We start from the raw sequence: 22,796 nt of genomic DNA on the forward strand, positions 1-22,796 counted from the left end.
GGCCGGGGCCGTCAGCGCCACCAAAGGAAGCAAACATGAGCACTTTCAGCGAACCTTACGCCGCGAGCACGGCAGAGGCCGCAGACCATCCACCGGCCACTGTGGCCGAACTGGTGGGCCAGACCCTCGCAGCGCTGGGCGTCGGACACATCTTCGGTGTCGTCGGCAGCGGCAACTTCACCGTTACCAATGCCCTGCGTCGTGCTGGTGTGCCCTTTACTGCTGCCCGCCATGAAGGTGGAGCAGCGACCATGGCTGATGCTTACGGACGGATGTCCGGCCGTGTCGGGGTGGTTTCCACGCATCAGGGCTGCGGGCTCACGAACGCAGTAACGGGCTTTGCCGAGGCTGCCAAGTCCCGAACGCCGATGATCGTACTCACCGCTGATACGGCCGCCGCGGCTGTTCGAGCCAACTTCCGGATCGACCAGGACGGGCTGGCCCGCAGTGTCGGAGCGGTGCCCGAACGCGTCCATTCCCCATCGAGCGCCGTGGCGGACACCGTCCGCGCCTACCGCACAGCAGTCAACGAACGCAGGACCGTTGTGCTTTCGCTGCCTACAGATATTCAAGGTGCTCCGGCAGAATCCACCATCGGAGCGCTTCGGCCACTGGATCCGCCGCAGGCGGTGCGCCCCAGCTCGGTCGCCGTCGAGCGTCTCGTCGGGCTGCTGCGCGGAGCCCGACGCCCGGTGTTTGTGGCGGGTCGTGGCGGGCGGAGTGCTGGACCGCAGATTGCGGCTCTGGCGGAAGCGTGCGGAGCACTCTTGGCCACCTCGGCCGTCGCTCACGGACTTTTCCGTGACCACCCGTTCAATCTGGGGATCTCCGGCGGATTCTCCTCGCCCTTCACGGCAGCCACGATCGCCGAGGCCGATCTGATCGTAGGGTGGGGGTGTGCGCTCAACATGTGGACCACACGGCATGGTTCCCTGATCGGGCCGGACGCCGTAGTGGTGCAGGTTGATCTTGATGACCTCTCGCTGGGAGCGCACCGGCCCATCGACCTCGGGGTGGTCGGTGATTGTGCAGAGACCGCTGCCGCGGCTTTGGAGCTGATGGACGCCTCCGGGTTCCGGAGCCCTGGTCTGCGCACGCCGCAGGTGGCTGCCGCGATCGCCGACCGCTCTCGGTGGAACACAGTGGATACCGAGGATCTCTCGACACCGGAGACAATCGACCCGCGGGTGCTCAGCCGTGAACTGGATAAGCTTCTACCCACCGAGCGGATCGTCGCCATCGATTCCGGCAACTTCATGGGTTATCCCAGTGCCTATTTCCAGGTTCCGGACGAGTTTGGATTTTGCTTCACGCAGGCGTTTCAGTCGGTCGGCTTGGGTCTGGCCACGGTGATCGGCGCGGCGATCGCCCAGCCGGATCGGCTGCCGGTGCTGGGGGCCGGCGATGGTGGGTTCCTGATGGGAATTGCCGAGCTGGAAACCGCTGTGCGCCGGGGCATCCCTCTCGTTGCAGTCGTCTACAACGACTCCGCTTACGGAGCCGAGGTTCATCACTTTGACACCGCAGACGAGGAGGATCTGGAGGCCGTCCGTTTCCCGATCACCGACATTGCTTCGATCGCGCGCGGCTACGGTGCGGTAGGTGTCGTCGTACGTACGCGTGAGGACCTTGCAGGTGTCGCGGAGTGGCTCGCGGGCCCCCGCACCCGCCCGATCGTGATCGATGCCCGCATCGCCTCCGATGGCGGATCATGGTGGCTTGCCGAGGCCTTCAAAGGCCACTGACCCATGCACATGGGGAGGTTCGATGAGAGCGCCGGACCTCTCCACGTTTCTCTTGGGCCACCATGAACCAGACGCTGCCTCACTCCGGCTCAACGATCGGGGCGACCAACTGTGGGGGAGACCGATCTCCTCCGACGTCGCTCCGGCAGTCGGGGGCCCATTTGAGACCCTCGAGCGGCCGATGCCGGCGTCTGCAGGTGGGTGGTTCTACCTCTGCAGAGGCTGGGAGCCGGTCTCATTATAGCCCTCGATGGCGTCGACAATTTGTGTCGGCCATGGGGCTGTCTTCGCTGCGCCGGATGGCACATGTGCGACGGTGACAGTGCCGTAGGCAGCAAGGCCGCCTGGCACTTCACCGCGGCGATGCCCGTGGACCTCGAACAAGTAGGTCAGGGAGGTCCGGCCCAGCTTGGAGATGCCAACTGTCGCAGTCACCTTCTGCCCAAACCACAGCTTGGCCCGGAAGTGGATCTCTTGGTGCACCCGAGGCGCTATCGGGAAAAAGTCCGGTAGATCGAGCACGCGCAGGAAAAGCTCGGCCTCGGCGGACTCAACCCACCGCAGGATGACGGAGTTGTGTTGGTGTCCAGAGGCGTCCGTATCCACCCACTCCACGTAGCGCTCAACACTTGCTTGCGGGCGCACATCAGCTAACCGCTCCACTAAGCCCGCCCTTCAGCTGGATCAAGCTCCAAATATAGCAATCGCGACGAGAGTCACCAATGCGACACAACGAATTCATGCAGCGACGCCGAGGACAGTGCAGGCGAGCGCTCAGCTGATTGAAGATTGGTCGTTGTAGCCTAGGATTGCAACGTAAATCCAGACCATAAGAGGTAGTCCTGAATGGCGAAGGCTAGTGCCGTCCCCGACGCAACCCCGCTGCCACGTCATCAGCACTTGATCGTCACCGTCTACGGGCTCTATGCCCGCCACCACGACGGCTCTTTCGCGATCGCTGATCTCATCCGTCTGCTCGGCGACCTGGGCATTGAATCGGCTGGCGTGCGGTCCTCGGTGTCCAGGCTAAAGAAACGTGGAGTTCTCGTCAGTCTCAAGCGTGGTGGTGCTGCCGCTTACAGGCTGTCACCGGGCCTTGAGGAAGTCTTCACGGCGGGAGACGAGCGGATTTTTTCCCCGCGCAGGGCCACAAGAGACGATGACTGGTTTCTTGTCTCGTTCTCGGTTCCGGAGGCGCGAAGGCACCTGCGGCATAAGCTGCGCACCATCCTGACGCGAGTTGGATGCGGTCAGGTCTCTCCAGGCCTATGGATTGCTCCCGGCAACCGGGCCGAGGAGGTCGCGCTACAGCTTCGGCGGGCGGGTCTCATGGACTATGTGGATCTGTTCAAAGCGACCTCTCTCACGGAAGACCACATTAAGGACAAGATAGGGCAATGGTGGGATCTTCCGTCCCTCGAGGCGCTCTACACGGATTTTTTGGAACGTCACGAGCCCGTTCTGCAACGGTGGTTGCAGCGCCCGGATGAGACAAGTGATTCCTTTGGCCTGCTCAAGGACGCTTTCACTGACTACGTCCCAATGATCACGGAATGGCGGCGCCTTCCCTACATTGATCCCGGCTTGCCCGAGGAATACCTCCCTGAAGGGTGGCATGGCCTGGCTGCTCAAGAGCTCTTCACTAAGCTGCATGAGCTGCTGGGACTCAAAGCCCAGCAGTACGCGCTATCGGTCACGGGTGTTCAGCTGCCAGTAGCGAACTGAAGGCCTACATCTCAGGACGAAGAAAGGGCTACAAGCCCTAAATCGATGGTCATGATCAGTGGTTGAGGATTGGGCGGGGGAGTGGCCTACTCAAGTGTCCGAAGGAAAAAGCCCGGGGAAATGAACGGCCCGTTTTTCCCTAGCTATTGGACGATAGATTCAGCAGACCCAGGAGTAGTACTGGGATCAGCGCGACCGTGCCAATCTTTCAGGCCCGGTCTTCGACATGGATGATCGTTGTAACCCGGAGGGCTATGGGTGACAGTTCTGCAGATCCATCACGGCGTCGGCAGCGTCCAAAGTTGCAACCGAAAGGACGTCGGAGTCGCCTTTGTCGATCTTCAGCCGGCCGGGTTGTGTTCCCGCTCCGACTAGACGGGGCAAGGCATGCGGACCCCGCCGGCCGAAGTCATCAGTTGCCGAATCCATCTATTGATGTTCGACCAAGTGGTCCCACATATCGGTCGGGGGTGTGGACCTGAAGCTCACTTGACATAATGTAGATTATCGGCGAATCTTCATCATGGTCTTGGATCCCCACAACTTCTCCAATTCCCTCGGATTTCCATACCGCACCAAGAGGAACACCAACCGAAACGGCACAGCACGGTAACCGGATCGGCGCCCGGTCATGCATAGCGCTCAACGGGAAATCATTGGTGCAAAACGGACATATGTGTGGCTACTGAGGACGTTGCCGCTGCGGCCCTTCATGCGGATTCACCGTCCATCCGACCTACCGGCGGTCCGCGGGATAGAACTCGGAGTCCGCGGACAGGAGTCCCCTGCCGTGATGGGAACGGCGTCCCCGCACCGGAGGTACCGGCAGCCGCGCTTCCCGGTCGCCGCAGGTCGAACGCCGATCACGGCAGCCGCGCCCATCGATATGGACCTGTAAGCCCTACCGGTTCCTTTTGTTGAACGGTAGTGGCAACCTCCGTCCCCGCCGCACCACGACGGTCCGTCCCGAGACGGCGGCAGCCTTCTCGGGAGCCATTGGCCGCACCCTCCCCAGAGGGAGAGAGATCTTGCCCCTCTCCTTAGGCATCGCGGCATCGGCATCGGCGGGTTTCCGCTGGAACGCGACCGCCGAGCAACCGCTTCCGGAAGTGTGCCGGCCGACGAACGGACGCCCGCCGCGCTGGATGGCGTGGCCCCGTAACCGGCCGGTTGACGCCGGGGAGGTACGGGCGGATGGGTCATACTGGGAGCGCTGCCCTGCTGCGGGGAGGTGCTGGGCGTGATGCCTGCCGGGCTCATGATTGCTTGTTCTCCTAATCCTCGGGAAGGGAGTATGTGGGGAGGGTTACCCGGATCAGCGACCGGGGCGGCGCGCGAGCTGCAGGTTGCGGATGAGCTCCTCCCTGCTCTGGCCGTCGACGTGGTGCCGCCACATCGGGGTGCTCGGGGCGCTGCGCCACGATTCCTTCAATGGACTGTTCTCGACAGCATCGAAGCCAAGGTCGTTGTAGAAGTCCGTGACGAAATCGACGGCCTCGGGGTAGTCACTGGAGACAACCAGGGCTTTCCGGTCCGCAGCACCGGCGGGTCTGGCCAGACGGATCAGAGCAGGCTGGGTGTCGCTGGGGACGCGGATCTGGGCCCGTGCGTGGAACTGGACATGGGTGAATGCCTTGACGATTTTCGAGGCCGGAAGCTGCTCCTGGCGCAGTTCGTGGATGGTCTTCAGGCCGGAGTCGACTTCGAGGAAGTGGTCGTCGCGCCAGGTCATGTAGTTGTTGTTATCGATGACGATCTTCCCGGCGAGCTCTTTGGCCGGCAGGAGGTCGTCCGGGGAGTAGGGGAAGCCCAGGAAGGCGACATCCGCTGCGGCTGCCGCGTCGGTCGCGTATGCGGCGGAGGCCAGCGGGCCGAGCTCGCGAACCAGCCCTGTCAGGGTTTCGGGGTTGCGTGAGTTGGCGATGACGACGGTGTAACCTGCCGCCACTGAGGCACGGGCGAGTGTGCTGCCGGCCTGGCCAGCACCGAGTATGCCGATGGTTGTCATGAAAAGTGCTCCTTTTGGGCAGGCGTGGCGCGGGTGCGCGGGCCTTGTGAAAGTGGGGTTGTCACTCGTGATGCTGGGATGCAGCCGGACGGGGGTTTAGTTGCTTACAGGAGTGGAGATGTCGTTCGCCCGCCGGCGGAGGCTGGTCAGGACCATTCCGCCAAGGATGGCGAGGACACCGCCAATGATGAGGGTTGCGCTGGCCGATACGCTGTCGACCAGCACACCCCCGACAATTGCGCCTACCGCGATCGCGATATTGCAGACGGTGACGATGAGGCCGCCGATCTGTTCCAGCCGCCCAGGTTCGGTGCGGGCCCCCCAGCTCAGGACGGTCGTCGGGACGCCGCCGAAGCCGAAGCCCCACAGGGCGACGGCGATGAACAGGCCCACGGTCGATCCGCTGGTCAGAAGCATGGTCAGCATGCCGGCGGCCACGAGGAGGGGGAACAGGAGAATCGCGGCGCGGAGGGACCGGTCGACGATGGGCCCGCTCAGGGCGGTGCCAAGGACATTGGCGATCCCGAAAACGAGGAGCATGACAGCCAGGCCCCCGGCGTCGATATTCGAGACGCTTTCCGCCGCCGGACGGATGTAGGTGAAGCCGCTGAAATGGCCGCCGAAGATCAGCAGGATGGCGGTAAGGCCGGCGATGACGATGCCCGACCGCAGCGTGGCTCCAAGAGCGCGCAGGCCACTGACGGCCGTTGGTATGACATGCGGCAGGGTAGCCGTCTGCGCGATGAGCGCGACGAGCCCGACACCGGCGCCGAGGAAGAACACCCCGCGCCACCCCCAGACCTCCCCCAGCCATGCGCCAAGAGGAACAGCGACGACGGTCGCGACGGACACGCCTGCATTGATGATGGTCAGGGCGCGGCCGAGGTGGTCGCCGGGGACCAGCTTGGCCGCCATCGCGGTGGCCAAGGCCCAGAAACCGCCGAGCGCCACGCCAAGGAGGACCCGCGCCAGAAGCAGCACGGGAAGACTGGGTGCCAGGGCCACGATGACATTGGACACGATGGCCAGCGCGGTGAGGCCGATCATGATGAAGCGGCGGTCCACCCGTGGGAGCACCACGGCGATGAGCAGCGCGGCGAACGCGCCGGCGATGGCGGTCACGGTGACGCTTTGGCCCGCGGCACCGATTGATACCTCCAAGTCGTCGGCGATACGCGGGAGCAGGCTCGCCGGAAGGAATTCGGACATGACGATGGCGAAAATCCCGATGCCGAGGGAAATGACGCCTCCCCACGATGCTCGTTGGTGGTGTGTGGATTCTTGTGTGGTTGTGCTGGTCAAGATTTCATCTCTCTGGTGCGGAAGGCGTGTGCGTTTGAGAACATTCGAAACCGATGGCAGGGACAGGGTACTGAGGTGAGCGCGGGCGCTCACCTCAGTACCGCGGGCCGGCTGCTACCAGGAAACGTTGCCGTTCTCGTCCTGCAGAGTGCCGGTGGGGCCGTCCGCACCAAGGGTTGCAAGGCGGACGACGATGCGGGCGGACTCGTCCACCGGCCGGCCCACTCCGAAGGCCGCGGTCATGTCGGTGGCGGCGGTCCCGGGTTCGACTGCATTGAACTTGATGCCCGGCTGGGATTTGGCGTACTGCACGGTGAGCATGGTCGCCGCGGCTTTGGACGCAGAGTAGAGCGCCAGAGGCAGATTGAATTCGGGCCGCTCAGGATTGGTCACGGCCCAGAATGATCCAGCGGTGCTGGAAACGGTGACAACATTGGGGTTTTCCGAGTTGCGCAGCAGAGGGAGCGCGGCCTCCGTGACACGGACAATGCCGACCGCATTCGTGTCGAAGGCGTGAAGGGCGGTGGGTCCGTCCAGCTCCGTAGGCAGAACTCCGGCATTGTGGATCAGGACGTCAAGGCGGCCTTCGCGCGCCTCAATCGTCGCGAGAGCGTTGCGGACCGAAGAATCATCGGTGACGTCAAGCTGCACAAAGCGCGCACCGAGGACCTCGGCCGCCTTCTGGCCCCGCTCCGAATCGCGTGCCCCGATGTAGACGACGTGCCCGAGGTCCAGAAGCTGACGAGCGGTCTCGAAGCCGATGCCCTTGTTGGCCCCTGTGATCAAGGAGATGGTCATGATGTCCTATCGAAATAGATTGCGTGAATGGGTCGTTGACGACCGTATGCGCACCAACCCGAACCAACCAGAGCCCTCCCGAGACCGGGGTGTGGCAGGCCCCCCCCTAACCCGATCCCGCAGCAACCCCGAACCGGGAGCTCGAACAACGCCCGGAATAAGGGGTGGAAACGGTGGAGCAGGCAATGCGCTCGGCGCCTACCTGCGTGCCCGGCGGGAAATGATCACCCCCGCCCAGGCAGGCATCCCCGTCATGGGCGCCCGTCGTGTCCCCGGACTTCGGCGCGAGGAGGTTGCCATGCTCGCCGGTATCAGCGCCGACTACTATCTGCGCCTTGAACGCGGCCGCGACCGGCATCCGTCGCTGCAGGTACTGGAAGCAATAGCCCGCGTCCTGCAGTTGGATGACGACCACTTCACCCACCTGCTGTCCCTGGTGGCCGAAGTTCCGCGCCAGCGACAGCGCCGCCCGCGCAGGGAAATCGTACCGCCCGGGGCGTTGAAGCTCCTTGAGTCGCTGAATCAGCCGGCTTTCATCGAAGGGCGCTACTTCGACATCCTCGCATCCAACCCGCTCGCCAAAGCGCTCTCGCCGAGACTGGACACCGGACGGAACCAGCTGATGGACATGTTCCTTGACCCGGCGGAGCAGGCACTGCAGCCGCAGTGGAAAGACGTCGCGGAGTGCCTCATCGCCAATCTCCGCCAATCTGTCGGCACCGATATCGAGAATCCACGGTTCGTCGAACTCGTCGGAGAGCTTTCCCTGACCAGTCCCCTCTTCGCACAGCTCTGGGCCCGACATGAAGTGCGCGGGCAGAAGGGAACCATGCTCCGCTTCAACCACCCACAGGTCGGCGAACTGCTCCTCAATCGCGAAAGGCTGAGCATCGGCGGTGCCGAAGGTCTCATGCTTGTCGTGTTCCACCCAGATGCCGGCTCCCAGGACGCAGAAAAACTCTCACTGCTCGCATCAGCAGGCCTACCGGTCACCTCCGGGTCGAAGCTTTCCCAAGCGGTCCGTTCCTTCAGCTGACCTGGCATCTGCATGAGGGGCGCGGGTGCGGCAGGAAACACACCGTGCGGGTCGTTCCGGGTTCATCCGCCCGTGTGAAAGTACCGCCCGCTGGTCCGGTGAGTTTCAGGAGGAACGGGTCGGTGTGGAGTGTCGCCCATTCCGCGATGATGTCTTCAAGGATGCGCCCGTCGTGTTCGCTTGTCGGATTGACGGGCCGGCCGGTCGCCCTGCAGATGTCAATGCGGTGCATCCACACGTCACGTGTGAATCCAATGTCGAAAAGATAGTTCAGCGGCTGCCATCCCAAGGGCACTCCGTCCATGCTCCCTAGAGGCAGCAGCCGAAGCGCTCCAACCGCCTTGGGCAGCCGCCTGCGTGCCTTGAGCGCCGCGCCGGCAGCGTACTCCCACCGTGAAGGGATGTCCTCGGCGCTCAGGCTGGTCCTTGCCCTAGCTGTGCCTCTTTGAGCCCGTCGACCCAATGCCGGCGGCCGATCCGCGCGGTGAGTTTGCGCCCCCGCCGGACCTGGCGGGTCCGGCGGCGTGCCGACCCGGCCGCGGGTCCTGCGGTCTACCGCCAGCCTCCACGGGACCTTTCCTGGGGTGTGCGTGCTTCGAAACCAGGATCGGCAGTGCCGGCTGTCAATACGTTTTCTCCAAGAAATCGGGGATCCCTCCGGCAGCGGTCAAACAGACGCAGGGACGCCGTTGCCGGAAGTGAGCCCTCAGGCGCCGATGTAGGCCGCCAGATGCTGCCCGGTGAGCGTGGACCGGTCGGCGACGAGGTCGGCAGGTGTTCCCTCGAAGACGATCTTGCCGCCGTCGTGGCCCGCCCCGGGACCCAGGTCGATGATCCAGTCCGCATGAGCCATGACCGCCTGGTGGTGCTCGATGACGATGACGGACTTGCCTGAATCGACGAGCCTGTCGAGCAGACCGAGCAGCTGCTCGACGTCGGCCAGGTGGAGGCCGCTTGTCGGTTCGTCGAGAACGTAGACGCCGCCCTTTTCCGCCATCTGGGTTGCAAGCTTCAGGCGCTGCCGTTCTCCGCCGGACAGCGTGGTGAGTGGCTGGCCCAGGCTGAGGTATCCAAGCCCGACGTCGGCGAGCCGGTCAAGGATGGCATGTGCGGCAGGAGTGCGGGCCTCCCCCGCGGCGAAAAATTCCTCGGCCTCCTTCACCGACATCGCAAGGACCTCGCTGATGTCCTTGCCGCCGAAGCGGTATTCCAGGACGGATGCCTGGAAGCGCTTCCCCTCGCATTCTTCGCAGACAGTGGCGACGCCGGCCATCATCGCCAGGTCGGTGTAGATGACGCCGGCGCCGTTGCAGGTCGGGCAGGCACCCTCCGAGTTGGCACTGAACAGCGCAGGCTTCACGCCATTCGCCTTGGCGAAGGCCTTGCGGATCGGTTCGAGCAGCCCGGTGTACGTGGCCGGGTTGCTGCGCCGCGAGCCCTTGATCGCTGCCTGGTCGACCGAAACCACCCCGTCGCTTCCCGAGACCGAGCCGCGGATGAGCGAGCTCTTCCCGGAGCCGGCAACCCCGGTGACGACCACGAGGACCCCGAGCGGGATATCGACGTCGACGTCGCGCAGGTTGTGCGCGGTTGCTCCCCGGATTTCCAGCGCACCGTTGGGTGTCCGGGCGGACTGCTTGAGCGCGGCCCGGTCGTCGAAATGGCGGCCGGTGAGGGTGCTGCTGGTCCGCAGCTCCTCCACTGTGCCTTCGAAGCAGACGGTGCCGCCGGCGGTGCCTGCCCCGGGGCCGAGATCGACGACGCGGTCTGCTATCGCGATCGCCTCCGGCTTGTGTTCAACCACAAGCACGGTATTGCCCTTATCGCGCAGACGCAGCAGGAGGCCGTTCATGCGCTGGATGTCGTGCGGGTGCAGTCCGATCGTCGGCTCGTCGAACACGTAGGTGACGTCAGTTAGCGAGGACCCGAGGTGGCGGATCATCTTGGTGCGCTGTGACTCGCCGCCCGAGAGCGTGCCGGTGGACCGGTCAAGGCTGAGATAGCCGAGCCCGATCTCGACGAACGAGTCCAGGGTCTCCCCCAGCGCCGTCAGCAACGGCGCCACCGACGGCTCGTCAAGCGTCCGCACCCACCCTGCAAGGTCGCTGATCTGCATGGCGCAGGCGTCGGCGATGCTGATCCCTGCGATTTTCGATGACCGGGCCGCCTCGCTGAGCCGCGTGCCACTGCACTCCGGGCACGTTGTGAACGTCACCGCCCGGTCGACGAACGCCCGGATGTGCGGCTGCATTGCCTCCCGGTCCTTGGCGAGGAACGACTTCTGGATCTTCGGGATCAGGCCCTCGTAGGTCAGATTGATGTTGTCGACCTTGATCTTGGTCGGTTCCTTGTAGAGCAGGTCGTGGAGTTCCCGCTTCGTGAATATGCGGATTGCCTTGTCTGGATCCAGGAAGCCACTGCCGCTGAAGATGCGCCCGTACCAGCCGTCGACGCTGTAGCCCGGGATGGTGAGGGCGCCCTCGTTCAGCGATTTGCTGTCGTCGTACAGTTGGGTCAGGTCGAAGTCGGTGACCGATCCCATCCCCTCGCAGCGTGGGCACATGCCGCCGGTGATGCTGAAGCTGCGTCGCTCCTTGACCGTCGTCCCGCCGCGCTCGAGCGTGACGGCACCGGCACCGCTGATCGAGGCGACGTTGAAGGAGAACGCCTGCGCCGATCCGATGTGCGGCTGTCCGAGGCGGCTGAAGACGATGCGCAGCATGGCGTTGACGTCGGTGGCGGTGCCGACCGTGGAGCGGGGATTGGCACCCATCCGTTCCTGATCGACGATGATGGCCGTCGTCAGCCCTTCAAGTACGTCGACCTCCGGGCGGGCCAGCGTGGGCATGAAGCCCTGCACGAAGGCGCTGTAGGTTTCGTTGATCATCCGCTGCGATTCGGCGGCGATCGTGCCGAACACCAGGGAGCTCTTGCCCGAGCCCGAGACGCCGGTGAACACCGTGAGCCTCCGCTTTGGAATCTCGACGCTGACGTCCTTGAGGTTGTTGACGCGCGCGCCCCGCACGCGGATCAGGTCGTGGCTGTCGGCATCATGGATCGCCTGCTCGTCAGTCCTCGTGACCATGCTCATGGTGTCTCCCCCTCTGTTGTGCGGGCCCGTTTCCGCGGTGTCCCCCGGCGTCGTCTGGGTCTATCTAACCAGCAACCATCGACACTCCGCGGCTCTCTTGGTCGGCGTCAAGAAGCAGAGCGGAGGCGGTTCCACGGGGCGGCAGCCCGCCACGGCCCTGGAGCCTAGGGGCGGACCAGCACCTTGAGCGCCTCGCGGTTCGCCATGGCCCGGTAGCCGTCGGCGATGTCCTCGAGTTTCACGGTGCGGTCGAACACGCGGCCGGGCTGGATCCTCCCGTCGAGCACCTCCGGGAGGAGCTTTTCGATGTAGGCCCGCGCCGGTGCTACGCCGCCGCTCAGGGAGACATTGCGCATGAATTCCCGGAACGGCATGGGCACGTCGGCATACTGTGGTGCCCCAACCCGGCTGACGGTGCCGCCGGCGCGCACTGCTGCGATGGCCGCCTCAATGGCAGGCAGGGTGCCCACGCACTCAAGGACGGCGTGGGTGCCGTCTCCCCCGGTCAGTTCCTTCACCCTCGCGAGACCTGCCTCGCCGCGTTCGGGCACGATGTGCGTTGCACCGAAGTCCCGCCCCAGATCTGTCCGGACGGCATGACGGCCCATGAGGATGATCTGGTCAGCACCAAGCCGTTTGGCAGCGATGACGGCAGACAGTCCGACCGCTCCATCACCGATCACTGTGACGTTCGAGCCGGGTCCGACCTTCGCAGTCACGGCGCTGTGGTGGCCGGTGCACATGACATCGGAGAGGGTCAGGAGCGCTGGGATAAGGTCCGAGTCCTCCGGCACCGGCACTTTGACGAGTGTTCCGTCGGCCTGGGGAATACGAGCCGCCTCGCCCTGGCCGGCGTCGGGGTTGCCCCAGTGGCCTCCGTTCCGGCAGGAGGTCTGCAGGCCCGCGCGGCAGAAGTCACAGGTCCCGTCCGACCAGACGAACGGCACGATCACCACGTCACCGCGCCTGACTGTCGCAACTTCGCGGCCGATCTCCTCAACGACTCCGACAAACTCGTGTCCCATCCGCTGCCCCTGCTGGGTGGGCTCCATGGATCCGTACGGCCACAAGTCGCTCCCGCAGATACAGGAGGCGACGATGCGCACGACGGCGTCGGTGTCGTCCCTGAGCGTTGCATCGGGCACGTTTTCCACCCTGATGTCTCCGGCTCCGTACATCAAAGTTGCGCGCATCGCTTCCTTTCCTTGGCTGCCGGTCAATGGCAGCCACCTTCGTTGGCTAAGGCGGAGTCCAGGGCAGCGGGGTGCTCAGCTGTCCAGGACGACGTCTTCGGTTGGGCGGGCGCAGCAGATGAGTGCCTGCCCGGCGACAGGTGCTTCGAGAGGTTCGGGCTGATAGGCCACTTTCCCGGAGATGACCGCGGTGAGACAGGTATGGCACACACCGGTGCGGCAGGACCAGCGGGTGGGTACGTCGCACGCCTCGGCCAGTTCCAGTAGCGAGGCGTCGCTCCCGCGCCAGCGCACCGTGAGACCGCTTCGGGCGAAGGACACCGCGGGCCCCGTGCCGGGATCGCCGGTGGGCTGGTGCGGCGGCACGGTCTGGTGGTCGGTGACGCCGGGGTTGATCGGTGGAAGCGTGCCGAACAGTTCCGAGTAGATCCGGCCGGGCGCGAGACCCAGGCCGGTCAGGGCGTCGGTGATCGAGCCAATGAAGGCCTGCGGGCCGCAGACGTATGCCGATGCGTCTGCGGGAACGCCCATCGCACGGAACCGGTCGACTGTCGGCCGGCCGTTGACTGCGTTGGCGACGACGGACTCGGACCGCGTGTAAAAGGTGAAGCCGCGGGCGTGGGGCAGCCGGTTCAGGTACGCCTGCGCTTCGGTGGCGAAAACCTGCTCGGCCGGACTCCTCGCGGTGTGGATCCACCAGACGTCCCTGCTGCTGCCCGTACGGGCGAGCTCCTTCAGCATCAGGATCACCGGTGTGGCTCCGACACCGGCCGAGATGAGGAGCACCGGACCGTCTCCGTCGTGGAGCCGGAATTGCCCCCGGGGCGCCGCGACGTCGAGGGTCCCGCCCACGGCCAGGCTGTCGTTGAGGTAGCGGCTGATGAGCCCGTGGTCTTCGCGTTTGACGCTGATGCGGAAGGTGTGGGGATCGGGCATGTCCGATATGGAGTAGCTCCGGATCGAGGCCGGCCCGCCGGCGTCAACCCGGAGGGTCAGGTATTGGCCGGGGATCACCGGATCGAGGCTCACGCGCTCGCCCGCGCTGAGGTAGACGGAGGTGATCGTTGGCGTTTCGCGGACGGTCTCGGTGATCGTCATGGGGCGGAAGCCGGTCCAGCCGGGTTCCTCGTCGGGCGGGCCGGTCACTGTTGCGTTGGCCAGGTCGGTAGTGAGCAGGTCGTGAAAGGACTGCTGCCAGCCGGGGCTAAGCGCCGGAATGTCGACCGCCTTGCGCAGCGCCTCAGCCGAACGGTTCGGCAGGTAGAGCAGCGCGTCTGTTTCGGCGACGCTGAGCTGGTGCGGTCCGGAGCGGATCTTGATGATCGGGTCGCCCGGCCGCACTTCGCCTTCGGTGATGACCCTCAGGTAGAAGCCGGGGAGGTGGTGGCCCACCAGCAGGGCGGGCATCCGTGGTTCGCCGAGGTGCATGCCCACCCGGAAGCAGGTGACGCGGGGCTGTGTCACCTCGAATTCCGCCCCGCCGATCCGGTAACGGTCCCCGATGCACACTTCGCTGTCGGGCAGCCCGTCGACGGTGAAGTTTTCCCCGAATGCCCCCGGTTCCAGATCGTCGCGGCCGAGGAATTCCGACCAGTGCTCGTAGGACTGGCGCTGGTAGACGAGGACGGCGCGCTGTTCGCCTCCGTGCCCGCCCAGATCGCCCTGGCCGTCGCCGTCGACGTTGAGCGTGCGTACCATGTGCGGGCCGGTCACCGGGGTTTTGTAGACACCCGTGTAGACAGTGTCTCCCTGCCACGCGACGCCCTTGGGCTTTCCGACATTCAGCGACAGCAGTCTGCCGCTGGTGGGACTGCCGGCGTTCGTCATGCCGGCGGCAGCCATTCCCGCTTTTTCCTCTTCATGATGCGCGGTAGCCTACTCAGCGTTCCGCCCAGTCGCCAGAGTACGGCCTTTGGCGGCCACGATCCGGCGTAACATTCGCGCGCACTCGCCGCTCGCTACGATGATCTAATGATCCCCGCTCCCGGCCCGACCTACTCCCTCCACCAGCTCCGCGACGCGATCCATACGGTGATCGGCCTGGACGTGCCTCCCATCGTGAGGGCCGGCCACCCGGTGCTGCGCATGCGGGCCCTGCCCTTCGAGGGCCAGATCAACGAGGCCGACCTCGCGGCGCTTATCCAGACAATGCGCCGGGTCATGCACAACGCGCCGGGTGTCGGGCTTGCCGCCCCGCAGTTGGGCATACCGCTCAGCATTGCGGTGCTTGAGGACAAGGGGATCGACGACGACGCCATCGCCGCGGCCCGGCGGCGCACTCCCCTGCCCTTCCTTGCGATCATCAATCCGAGCTACTCCCCCGTGGGCCAGGCCGCCGACGCGTTCTACGAGGGCTGCCTCTCGGTTCCGGGTTACCAGGCTGTGGTGGAGCGGCACCGGGAGGTGTCCCTGACGTTCCAGGAGATCGGCGGGCGGACCATCGATAGGCGCTTCAGCGGCTGGGCGGCCCGCATCGTGCAGCACGAGACGGACCACCTCAACGGTGTCCTTTACCTTGACAAGGCCATTACCCGGTCCCTCGCCGAGAACACCGAATACACGCGCCGGTGGGCGCATCCGACACCCGATGAGGCGCGCCGCGGCCTCGGCTTCTAGCCCGCGTCCCCCTGCCTGGGGTTGAGGGAGCTGGGCAGCCAGGCGGCCCACCACCGAAGGATGTGCTCAAAGCGCTGCCTTCGGTGCCACGGCGAGCCGGTGCGCGAGAGCTCGTGGGTTTCACCCGGGAAGACCAGGAGTTCCGTGGGCACGCCCTGCTGCTTCAACGCCGTGTAATACCGCTGAGCCTGCTCGAGCGGGCAGCGGAGGTCCTCCTCCGAATGGATCACCAGCGTGGGCGTCTTGACCGCCGCGATCTGCGCAAAGGGGCTCTGGGCGCGCACGCGGTCGTGGTCGGTGCCGGTGTACTCCTCGGAGAAGAACCAGCCGATGTCCGCCGAACCGACGAACGACTGTGGATCGAGGTAGCCGCGCTCCACGATTGAAGCGGCGAACCGGTGGTCGTGCGCGATGGTCCACGCGGTGAGGTAGCCGCCGTAGGATCCGCCCATGATCCCGAGCCGGCCGCTGTCCATCGTCTCGTACTTCTGGAGGGCGCCCTCAAGGAACGCCAGCACGTCCAGGAGGTCCACGGTGCCCATCGCCTCCTTGATTGCCGCGCCGTGCGACGTGCCGTAGCCGGCGGATCCGCGCGGATTGCACATCACCACGGCGTACCCGGCCGCGGCGCAGACCTGCGCCTCGTCGAAGTAGCCCCAGCCGTATTGGGCAAACGGTCCGCCGTGGATCATGAGCAGCACCGGGTGCGGGCCCTCACCTTCCGGGAGCAGCACCCACCCGTGCACGGGATATCCGTCGGGACCGGGGAAGGTCTCTTCGATGGGCTCGGCGACCCGGGTGTCCGAGCGCAGGGCGGCGGAAAAGTCGGTGAGCGTGCGCAGTCCATCGGGGGTCACCACTGCGGCATCCCCCATCGTTTCGGGACCGGTGTAGCTCACGAGCACCGTATTTCCGGCCGAGGCCGCGCCCGTAACCGTCAGGGCGCCCCTGGCAAGGACGGTCTGTCCGCCGGCGGGGGAAACCTCGAGGAGTTCAACTGCTCCCCGGGTGCGGTTGAATGCCAGGACCGATGATCCGCCGTGCCGGACGAGCCGGTCCACCTCCCCCAGGTCGAACCCGTCGACGTCGGTAAGGCGTTCCACCGCCGACGGCGAGCCGGTGGGCGCGGCGTAGAGCGCGGTGCTGCGGGCGACGAAGTTCCGCCCGCTGGGGGAAAGGTCGACACCGAGGTAGTAGAGCCAGGCACCGTCGGCGCTTTCGATGGGCGACGCGCAATCGAGCAGGGACGCCTCGGCCAGGTTCGACAGCCGCTGCCTGTCGGAGCCGTCTCGTGAGATCGAGTAGACGTCGCTGACGAGCGTGAGGTCGGCGTCCGCACCAAGGGCTGCAGTGAAGAGGATGCGTGAGCCGTCTGCAGTGAAGCGGGGCACGCCATGGTCGGCGGGGTCGTCGGTGAGCCGGCTGGCCTCTGGAACCGGTCCCGGTGCGGTGTCGCCGTTCTCCTCCTTGGCCCGGCCGGCCGGTTCAATGAACGGCTCGGCCTGGAGATCCGGCAGGTCCACCGTGAAGATCTGCGCGCGCTTGTCCTGAAGATAGCCGAGCCCGTTCATGCGGTACTTGAACGTGGTGATGAGCCGTGGATCTTCGGCGGAGGGTCCAACACCGTCGGTGGTTCCGTAGCGTCCCGGGTCGGGGACGCGCGCGAGGAAGGCAATCGTCGAGGAGTCAGGCGCAAAGTCGAATCCTTCCACTCCCAGCGGCTGATCCGTGAGCTGGACCGGTTCGCCGCCGTCGGCTTCAACGATGTGGATCTGGGGTTTTCCGCCAGGGGCGCTCCGCAGGAAGGCGAGGACCGCGCCGTCGGGCGAGTACTGCGGAGCCGTGTCGCGGAAGCCCCGGGTGAGCCTGCGCGGTTCGCCGGTGCCGGTGCGCACCTCCCACAACTGCCCGACATAGGCGTCTGCGGCGAAGTCGGGCCGGGTCACCGCGACTGCCCCGCGTGAGCCGTCGGGCGAAAGCGCGGGCGGGCCCACCGAGGAAAGCAGGTTCAGCTGATCGTGTCTCATCTTTCCGACCCTAACCGTGCGCAGCCTCCACCCCAATCCCCCGGGCAGCTATTTCGGGCCCGGCGGTCCCCGCGCGGGCGTGGTGAGCCTTCTCCACGGTGACATATACCCCACCGATGTGCCGCCGGCACCGCGCATCGGATACAAAGGAATGATGCCCAGTCCGCCAGATCCAGCAGTTCGTCCGCCCCTTCGCGCAGCCCGGCTGATGAAACAACGGCAGCTGACAATGATGGGTCTCGGCAGCGCCATCGGCGCTGGCCTCTTCCTGGGTTCCGGTGCGGGTGTGGAGGCAGCCGGTCCCGCCGTCCTGATTTCATACCTCGTCGCCGGCACCCTGATCATCCTCGTCATGTGGGCGCTGGGCGAAATGGCAGCCGCCCATCCCAACAGCGGGGCCTTCTCGGTGTACGCGGAAAAGGCAATGGGCAAGACCGTGGGGTCAACAATCGGCTGGCTGTGGTGGTTCCAGCTCGTTGTGGTCATCGCGGCCGAGGCCCTCGGCGCGGCCGCCCTCCTGTTCTCGATCTGGCCGGTCCTGCCACCCTGGGCCCTGGCGCTGATCTTCATGACCCTGTTCACGGCCATCAACCTCACCGGAGTGCGCAACTTCGGCGAGTTCGAATACTGGTTCGCGATCCTGAAGGTTGCCGCGATTGTCGTATTCCTCCTCATCGGAGCCGCCCTCGTCCTGAACCTGCTCCCCGGGGCGCAGTCACCGGGGCTGTCCAATGTCACCACGGATTTCGCACCCGCAGGGCTCGAGGGCATCGCGACGGCGTTGTTCATCGTCATCTTCGCCTTCGGCGGCACCGAAATCGTCAGCGTCGCCGCGGCCGAGACCGAAAACCCCTCACGGAGCATCGGGCGGGCCGTCCGGACCGTCGTCTGGCGCATCCTCGTCTTCTATGTGGGCTCCGTCCTGGTGATCATCCTCGTGCTGCCCGCCACCTCACCGGCCCTGGCCTCCCCCTTCAAAGGGGTGCTCGACGCGGCACAGATTCCCGGCGCGGGCACCGCAATCACCATCGTGGCGGTCCTGGCACTGCTCTCGGCACTCAATGCGAACCTCTACGGTGCCTCGCGCATGATCTTTTCCCTTGCTGAGCGCGGGCAGGCGCCCCGGTTCATCGAACACCGCAGCCCGTCCCGGGTGCCGCGGCGGGCTGTGACCACGTCGGTGGTCTTCGGCTTCGCGGCCGCCATCCTTGAGCTGCTGTTCCCGGAGCGCATTCTGCCGGCCCTTTTCCAGCTGATCGGCTCCACCTGCCTGGTGGTGTGGGGATCCGCGCTGGTGTCCCAGATCATCCTGCGGCGGCGTGCGGACCGGGCCGGCACGCCCCTGCCGGTGCGGATGAAGGCGTTCCCCGGACTCACCGTTTTCGCGCTGGTCATCCTTGGAACGATCTTCGCTGTGGGACTCAGCGGCGAAACGAGCCGGACCCAGCTGATCAGCACCGCCTTCGTCATCGCTGCCATCGCCGCGGCCAGCACCCTGTTCCGGAAGGCACGTTCACGGCAGCTGGCTTCCTGACCGGAGCGGGCGGTGCCCGCTCCGTGGCTTCACGCGGGCGTCCCGGCACGGCGTGCGCGCCTAGGATTGCTCTATGCCTACCGATGCTGACGCGATCCTGCAGTGCCCGGTCTGCGGCTCGGCCGTCACGGTGCTGCCGGCACTGTTGAAGTGCGCGCAGGGGCACCGGTTCGACGCGGCGCGGCAGGGATACTTCAACCTCCTGACGGGCCGGGGAACCCGGTTCGAAGCAGACACGGTGGAGATGGTCGACGCCAGGGAACGGTTTCTCGGCGCGGGCCATTACGGTGCTCTGCGGGACGTGCTTGCCGACGCCGGTCAGCGATTCGCCCCGCGAGCCGGGGTGCTGCTGGAGGCCGGGGCGGGCACCGGCTACTACCTGCGGGGGCTTGCCGACCGCATTCCCGGTACCCCGGTGGCCCTCGATATTTCGAAGTTCGCGCTGCGCAGGGCCGCACGGCGGCTTCCGGAGGGCCTGAACCTGGTCTGGGACGTGTGGCGTGAACTACCGGTCCGGTCGGGTGCGGCCGACGTCATCCTCAATGTGTTCGCCCCCCGGAATACTGGAGAGTTTCTCCGCGTGCTCAGCCCCGAGGGGGTTCTCCTTGTTATAACGCCGCTGCCGGGGCACCTTGCCGAAGCCGGGGCGGTGATCCCACTGCTGAGGGTCCCTGAGGGGAAACCGGAGGACGTCGGTGCCTCCTTCGACGGGGCACTTGTTGAGATCGAACGCACAGCGGTCGAGTTCCCCATGATGCTCTCCCCGGCCGCGCTCCGGGACGTGGTGCTCATGGGACCGGCCGCCCGCCACCTCGGGCAGGACGGCCTGTCGAAACTGCCCGACGACAGTCAAGCCGACCGGACGGTTCGGGCGCGGTTCACTGTTCAGGTGTTCCGTCGCCCCTGACCGGACGGCCGGCGACGGGCACCCGGAGGATGTGAAGCGCCCAGTGAACCAGCGGCCCGATGGCCAGGGCGAAGATGACGGTTCCGGCGCCCACCACGCCGCCCAGGAAGAAACCAACGACGACGACGCTCAGTTCGATCGATCCGCGCACCAGCCAGACGGGGAAGCCGGTCACGCGGACCAGGCCCGTCATCAGGCCGTCCCGCGGGCCCGGTCCCATTCCGGCCCCGATGTAGAGCGCCGTTGCAAGGGCAAGGAGCAGCAGTCCCGCCGCGAACATGAGCGCCTGGAGGAGGACGAGCGACGGCGTGCTGAGGAAAACCAGCACTGCGTCGGCGGCAAGACCCACGAGGAAGGTATTGGCGATGGTCCCCCATCCCGGCCGCTGCCGGATCGGAATCCACAGCAGGAGCACGCCGATGCTGACGGCGACCGTTGCCACTCCGAAGCTCAGCCCGGACACCCGTGCGATCCCCTGGCCGAATACGTCCCACGGCGATGCGCCGATATTCGCGCGGATCATCAGCGCGATCGCAGCGCCGTAGAGGAAGAGTCCAACATAGAGGCGGGCGTGGCGCAGGAGCACGCGCCGGGCGCGGCGGGGGTGAGAGGGCACCCTCAAGTTTCCCACCCGCGGCAGCGCAGGACCCAAATCGGTAACGACCGGGCGCCCGGAGGCCGGATCCCTAGGTTCTCCGCCGCGACTTTGACACAATGGCAGGGAAGGGCACCGCAGCGGGCTGCGGTGCTGGTTCCTGCACTCGATGAGGAGTAGAAATGCTGAACTGGCTTATCGAGAACGCTTGGATCCTGTGGCTGGTCCTCTTCCTGGGGCTTGCAGCTGTTGAGACGCTGACGCTTGACCTGCTTTTCATCATGCTCTCGCTGGGCGCCCTCGCCGCCCTTGTTGCATCCTTCCTCACCGAATCGTTCTTCCTGCAGGGCGTCGTCTTCTGCATCGTGTCCCTCCTGATGGTCCTGCTCGTGCGCCCCATCGCCCTGAAGCACCTCAAGGCGGGAAGCGGTGACTCGCTCTCCAACGTCAGCAGGCTGATCGGGGAATCAGCGCTGGCCCTCGAAACTGTCACCTCTTCCTCCGGCACGGTGAAGATCGGTGGTGACACCTGGTCGGCACGGACGCTCGACGGGGCCTCACTGCCAGCCGGTACGCGCGTTGCCGTCGCCCGCATCGACGGCGCGACCGCCGTCGTCACGCCCGCCCAGCCAACCGGCGCGCCCGCCGACGAGCCCTAAGGGCCTGCACAAACCCAAGACTTGCATTTCCAACGATAAAAGGGGACCTATGAACGGCGACGCCGGGACCATCGGACTGACAATAGTCCTGATTTTCCTCATTCTTTTTGTGCTGACAGTGTTGGTGAAGTCGGTCCGGATCATTCCGCAGGCCCGTGCCGGCGTGGTGGAACGGCTTGGCAAGTACCTGAGGACCCTGCAGCCGGGCCTGACCATCCTCATCCCGTTCGTCGACCGCCTGCTCCCCCTGCTTGACCTCCGCGAGCAGGTTGTCTCATTTCCGCCGCAGCCGGTGATCACCGAGGATAACCTGGTTGTCTCGATCGATACGGTTGTGTACTTCCAGGTGACCGATCCCCGGGCCGCAACCTATGAAATCGCCAACTACATCCAGGCGGTGGAGCAGTTGACCACCACGACGCTGCGCAACGTGGTGGGCGGGCTGAACCTTGAAGAGGCGCTGACCTCGCGCGACCAGATCAATGGCCAGCTGCGCGGAGTGCTCGACGAGGCAACCGGACGGTGGGGCATCCGTGTCTCCCGCGTCGAGCTGAAGGCCATCGATCCGCCCCTGTCGATCCAGGACTCGATGGAAAAGCAGATGCGGGCCGAGCGCGACCGCCGCGCCGCGATCCTCACCGCGGAAGGCACCAAGCAGTCGGCGATCCTCACCGCCGAGGGTCAGCGGCAGGCCGCCATCCTCGCAGCGGAGGGCGACGCCAAGGCTGCGATCCTGCGGGCCGACGGCGAATCCCAGGCAATCCAGAAGGTGTTCGACGCCATCCACAAGGGAAATCCCACGTCGAAACTCCTCGCCTACCAGTACCTGCAGACCCTCCCCAAGCTCGCCGACGGGTCCTCGAACAAGCTGTGGATCATCCCCAGCGAGATCGGTGACGCACTCAAGGGCCTGGGCAGCGTCCTCGGTGCCGCTGGTGTCGACGAGTCGCCGCTGGCTGCGAGGCCTTCTGCCGATTCGTCAAGCCGTGCACAGTAGGCGCTGAACGGGTATACTTGGATGTTTGCGGGTATTTCTTTTGCCCGGCAGGAACATTCCCGCTGATGGCGGAGTTATACAGAGTGTGGATAGCGAGACGTCTCCGGCTGCGCAAAATCAGCAGGGGGCTGGCAAGAATCCACATATCGGTGCCGGGTTACCCGGAAGCCACTCTTGAGTAGGAGAAAATATGAGCGATCGCAGCCTGCGCGGCATGCGCCTCGGAGCGCAAAGCATGGAAACCGAATCCGGTGTGGAGCCGGCTCCGCGCCAACGCGTTGAGTACCGCTGCGAGGACGGCGAGCGAGTGTTCGTCACTTTTGCTGCCGAAGCGGAGATTCCGCCGGTTTGGGTTTCCAAGACCGGCAAGGAGGCGCTGCTGGTGGACGGGGAGCGTCCCGACACATCGAACGACAAGCCGGTCCGGACCCACTGGGACATGCTCCTCGAGCGTCGTTCGGTGGACGAGCTCGAACAGATTTTGCAGGATCGGCTGACAATCCTCCGCGAACGCCGGGGAGAACGCCGCTCGGCCTGACGCCTGCGTCAGCAGAACGGACCGT

18 protein-coding genes are annotated in these 22,796 nt (G+C 65.5%); 9 read left to right on the forward strand and 9 right to left on the reverse strand.

What is annotated here, in order from left to right:
* Positions 1 to 35: 35 nt before the first annotated feature.
* On the forward strand, positions 36 to 1,745 hold the full coding sequence (locus AC4D2R_RS08800; protein ID WP_490939386.1) for a thiamine pyrophosphate-binding protein: 1,710 nt from the start codon (positions 36 to 38) through the stop codon (positions 1,743 to 1,745).
* A 207-nt stretch (positions 1,746 to 1,952) separates the two neighbouring features.
* Here the strand turns inward: AC4D2R_RS08800 and AC4D2R_RS08805 are convergent, their stop codons facing one another.
* A complete protein-coding gene (locus tag AC4D2R_RS08805; protein WP_490939388.1) occupies positions 1,953 to 2,390 on the reverse strand; it encodes an acyl-CoA thioesterase in 438 nt (145 codons plus the stop codon).
* A gap of 201 nt (positions 2,391 to 2,591) precedes the next feature.
* On the opposite strand from AC4D2R_RS08805, the gene AC4D2R_RS08810 reads away from it, so the two are divergent.
* Positions 2,592 to 3,470, forward strand: coding sequence for a PaaX family transcriptional regulator (locus AC4D2R_RS08810; protein WP_490939390.1), 879 nt, complete (start codon positions 2,592 to 2,594; stop codon positions 3,468 to 3,470).
* A gap of 1,315 nt (positions 3,471 to 4,785) precedes the next feature.
* On the opposite strand, the gene AC4D2R_RS08815 is transcribed toward AC4D2R_RS08810, so the two are convergent.
* The 3 genes from AC4D2R_RS08815 to AC4D2R_RS08825 form a co-directional block, all read right to left on the reverse strand.
* Positions 4,786 to 5,478, reverse strand: a complete 693-nt coding sequence (locus tag AC4D2R_RS08815) for an NADPH-dependent F420 reductase (protein ID WP_490939392.1) — start codon at positions 5,476 to 5,478, stop codon at positions 4,786 to 4,788.
* Positions 5,479 to 5,574: 96 nt separating this feature from the next.
* Positions 5,575 to 6,780, reverse strand: coding sequence for an MFS transporter (locus AC4D2R_RS08820; RefSeq protein ID WP_490939394.1), 1,206 nt, complete (start codon positions 6,778 to 6,780; stop codon positions 5,575 to 5,577).
* A 114-nt stretch (positions 6,781 to 6,894) separates the two neighbouring features.
* Entirely contained in the window at positions 6,895 to 7,578 is a 684-nt protein-coding gene (locus tag AC4D2R_RS08825) for an SDR family NAD(P)-dependent oxidoreductase (protein WP_490939396.1), read from the reverse strand.
* A 157-nt stretch (positions 7,579 to 7,735) separates the two neighbouring features.
* On the opposite strand from AC4D2R_RS08825, the gene AC4D2R_RS08830 reads away from it, so the two are divergent.
* Complete coding sequence (locus AC4D2R_RS08830; protein ID WP_490939819.1) at positions 7,736 to 8,614, forward strand: helix-turn-helix domain-containing protein; 879 nt, start codon at positions 7,736 to 7,738, stop codon at positions 8,612 to 8,614.
* A gap of 706 nt (positions 8,615 to 9,320) precedes the next feature.
* On the opposite strand, the gene AC4D2R_RS08835 is transcribed toward AC4D2R_RS08830, so the two are convergent.
* From AC4D2R_RS08835 to AC4D2R_RS08845, 3 genes are all read right to left on the reverse strand, one after another.
* Positions 9,321 to 11,705, reverse strand: coding sequence for an ATP-binding cassette domain-containing protein (locus AC4D2R_RS08835; RefSeq protein WP_490939398.1), 2,385 nt, complete (start codon positions 11,703 to 11,705; stop codon positions 9,321 to 9,323).
* Between the two features lie 164 nt (positions 11,706 to 11,869).
* Positions 11,870 to 12,898: a zinc-dependent alcohol dehydrogenase family protein gene (locus AC4D2R_RS08840; protein WP_490939400.1), complete on the reverse strand. Its 1,029-nt coding sequence runs from the start codon at positions 12,896 to 12,898 to the stop codon at positions 11,870 to 11,872.
* Between the two features lie 75 nt (positions 12,899 to 12,973).
* Positions 12,974 to 14,740, reverse strand: coding sequence for an MOSC domain-containing protein (locus AC4D2R_RS08845; protein WP_490939402.1), 1,767 nt, complete (start codon positions 14,738 to 14,740; stop codon positions 12,974 to 12,976).
* A gap of 129 nt (positions 14,741 to 14,869) precedes the next feature.
* Here AC4D2R_RS08845 and AC4D2R_RS08850 point away from each other — a divergent pair, with 129 nt between their 5' ends.
* Positions 14,870 to 15,514 carry a peptide deformylase gene (locus AC4D2R_RS08850; RefSeq protein ID WP_490939404.1) on the forward strand — a complete coding sequence of 215 codons (645 nt, stop codon included), beginning with the start codon at positions 14,870 to 14,872 and terminating at the stop codon, positions 15,512 to 15,514.
* On the opposite strand, the gene AC4D2R_RS08855 is transcribed toward AC4D2R_RS08850, so the two are convergent.
* Entirely contained in the window at positions 15,511 to 17,541 is a 2,031-nt protein-coding gene (locus AC4D2R_RS08855) for a S9 family peptidase (RefSeq protein WP_490939406.1), read from the reverse strand. The two genes, AC4D2R_RS08850 and AC4D2R_RS08855, sit on opposite strands and share 4 nt — an antisense overlap.
* 208 nt (positions 17,542 to 17,749) lie before the next feature.
* Between AC4D2R_RS08855 and AC4D2R_RS08860 the strand changes: the two genes are divergently transcribed.
* Both AC4D2R_RS08860 and AC4D2R_RS08865 read left to right on the forward strand, forming a co-directional pair.
* Positions 17,750 to 19,075, forward strand: a complete 1,326-nt coding sequence (locus AC4D2R_RS08860) for an amino acid permease (RefSeq protein WP_490939408.1) — start codon at positions 17,750 to 17,752, stop codon at positions 19,073 to 19,075.
* 73 nt (positions 19,076 to 19,148) lie between these two features.
* Positions 19,149 to 19,982 carry a putative RNA methyltransferase gene (locus tag AC4D2R_RS08865; protein ID WP_490939410.1) on the forward strand — a complete coding sequence of 278 codons (834 nt, stop codon included), beginning with the start codon at positions 19,149 to 19,151 and terminating at the stop codon, positions 19,980 to 19,982.
* Here the strand turns inward: AC4D2R_RS08865 and yczE are convergent.
* Complete coding sequence (yczE, locus tag AC4D2R_RS08870; RefSeq protein WP_490939412.1) at positions 19,954 to 20,598, reverse strand: membrane protein YczE; 645 nt, start codon at positions 20,596 to 20,598, stop codon at positions 19,954 to 19,956. The two genes, AC4D2R_RS08865 and yczE, sit on opposite strands and share 29 nt — an antisense overlap.
* A 161-nt stretch (positions 20,599 to 20,759) precedes the next feature.
* Here yczE and AC4D2R_RS08875 point away from each other — a divergent pair, with 161 nt between their 5' ends.
* From AC4D2R_RS08875 to AC4D2R_RS08885, 3 genes are all read left to right on the forward strand, one after another.
* The gene (locus AC4D2R_RS08875; protein WP_490939414.1) at positions 20,760 to 21,236 is read left to right on the forward strand and encodes an NfeD family protein; all 477 of its coding nucleotides are present in this window, start codon (positions 20,760 to 20,762) and stop codon (positions 21,234 to 21,236) included.
* A 49-nt stretch (positions 21,237 to 21,285) separates the two neighbouring features.
* Positions 21,286 to 22,233 (forward strand): SPFH domain-containing protein, encoded by a 948-nt coding sequence (locus AC4D2R_RS08880; RefSeq protein WP_490900269.1) that lies wholly within the window; start codon positions 21,286 to 21,288, stop codon positions 22,231 to 22,233.
* A gap of 190 nt (positions 22,234 to 22,423) precedes the next feature.
* Entirely contained in the window at positions 22,424 to 22,771 is a 348-nt protein-coding gene (locus tag AC4D2R_RS08885; RefSeq protein WP_120168085.1) for an RNA polymerase-binding protein RbpA, read from the forward strand.
* The last annotated feature ends 25 nt before the right edge of the window (positions 22,772 to 22,796 follow it).

The organism is Arthrobacter sp. TJ-217, from assembly GCF_058269255.1.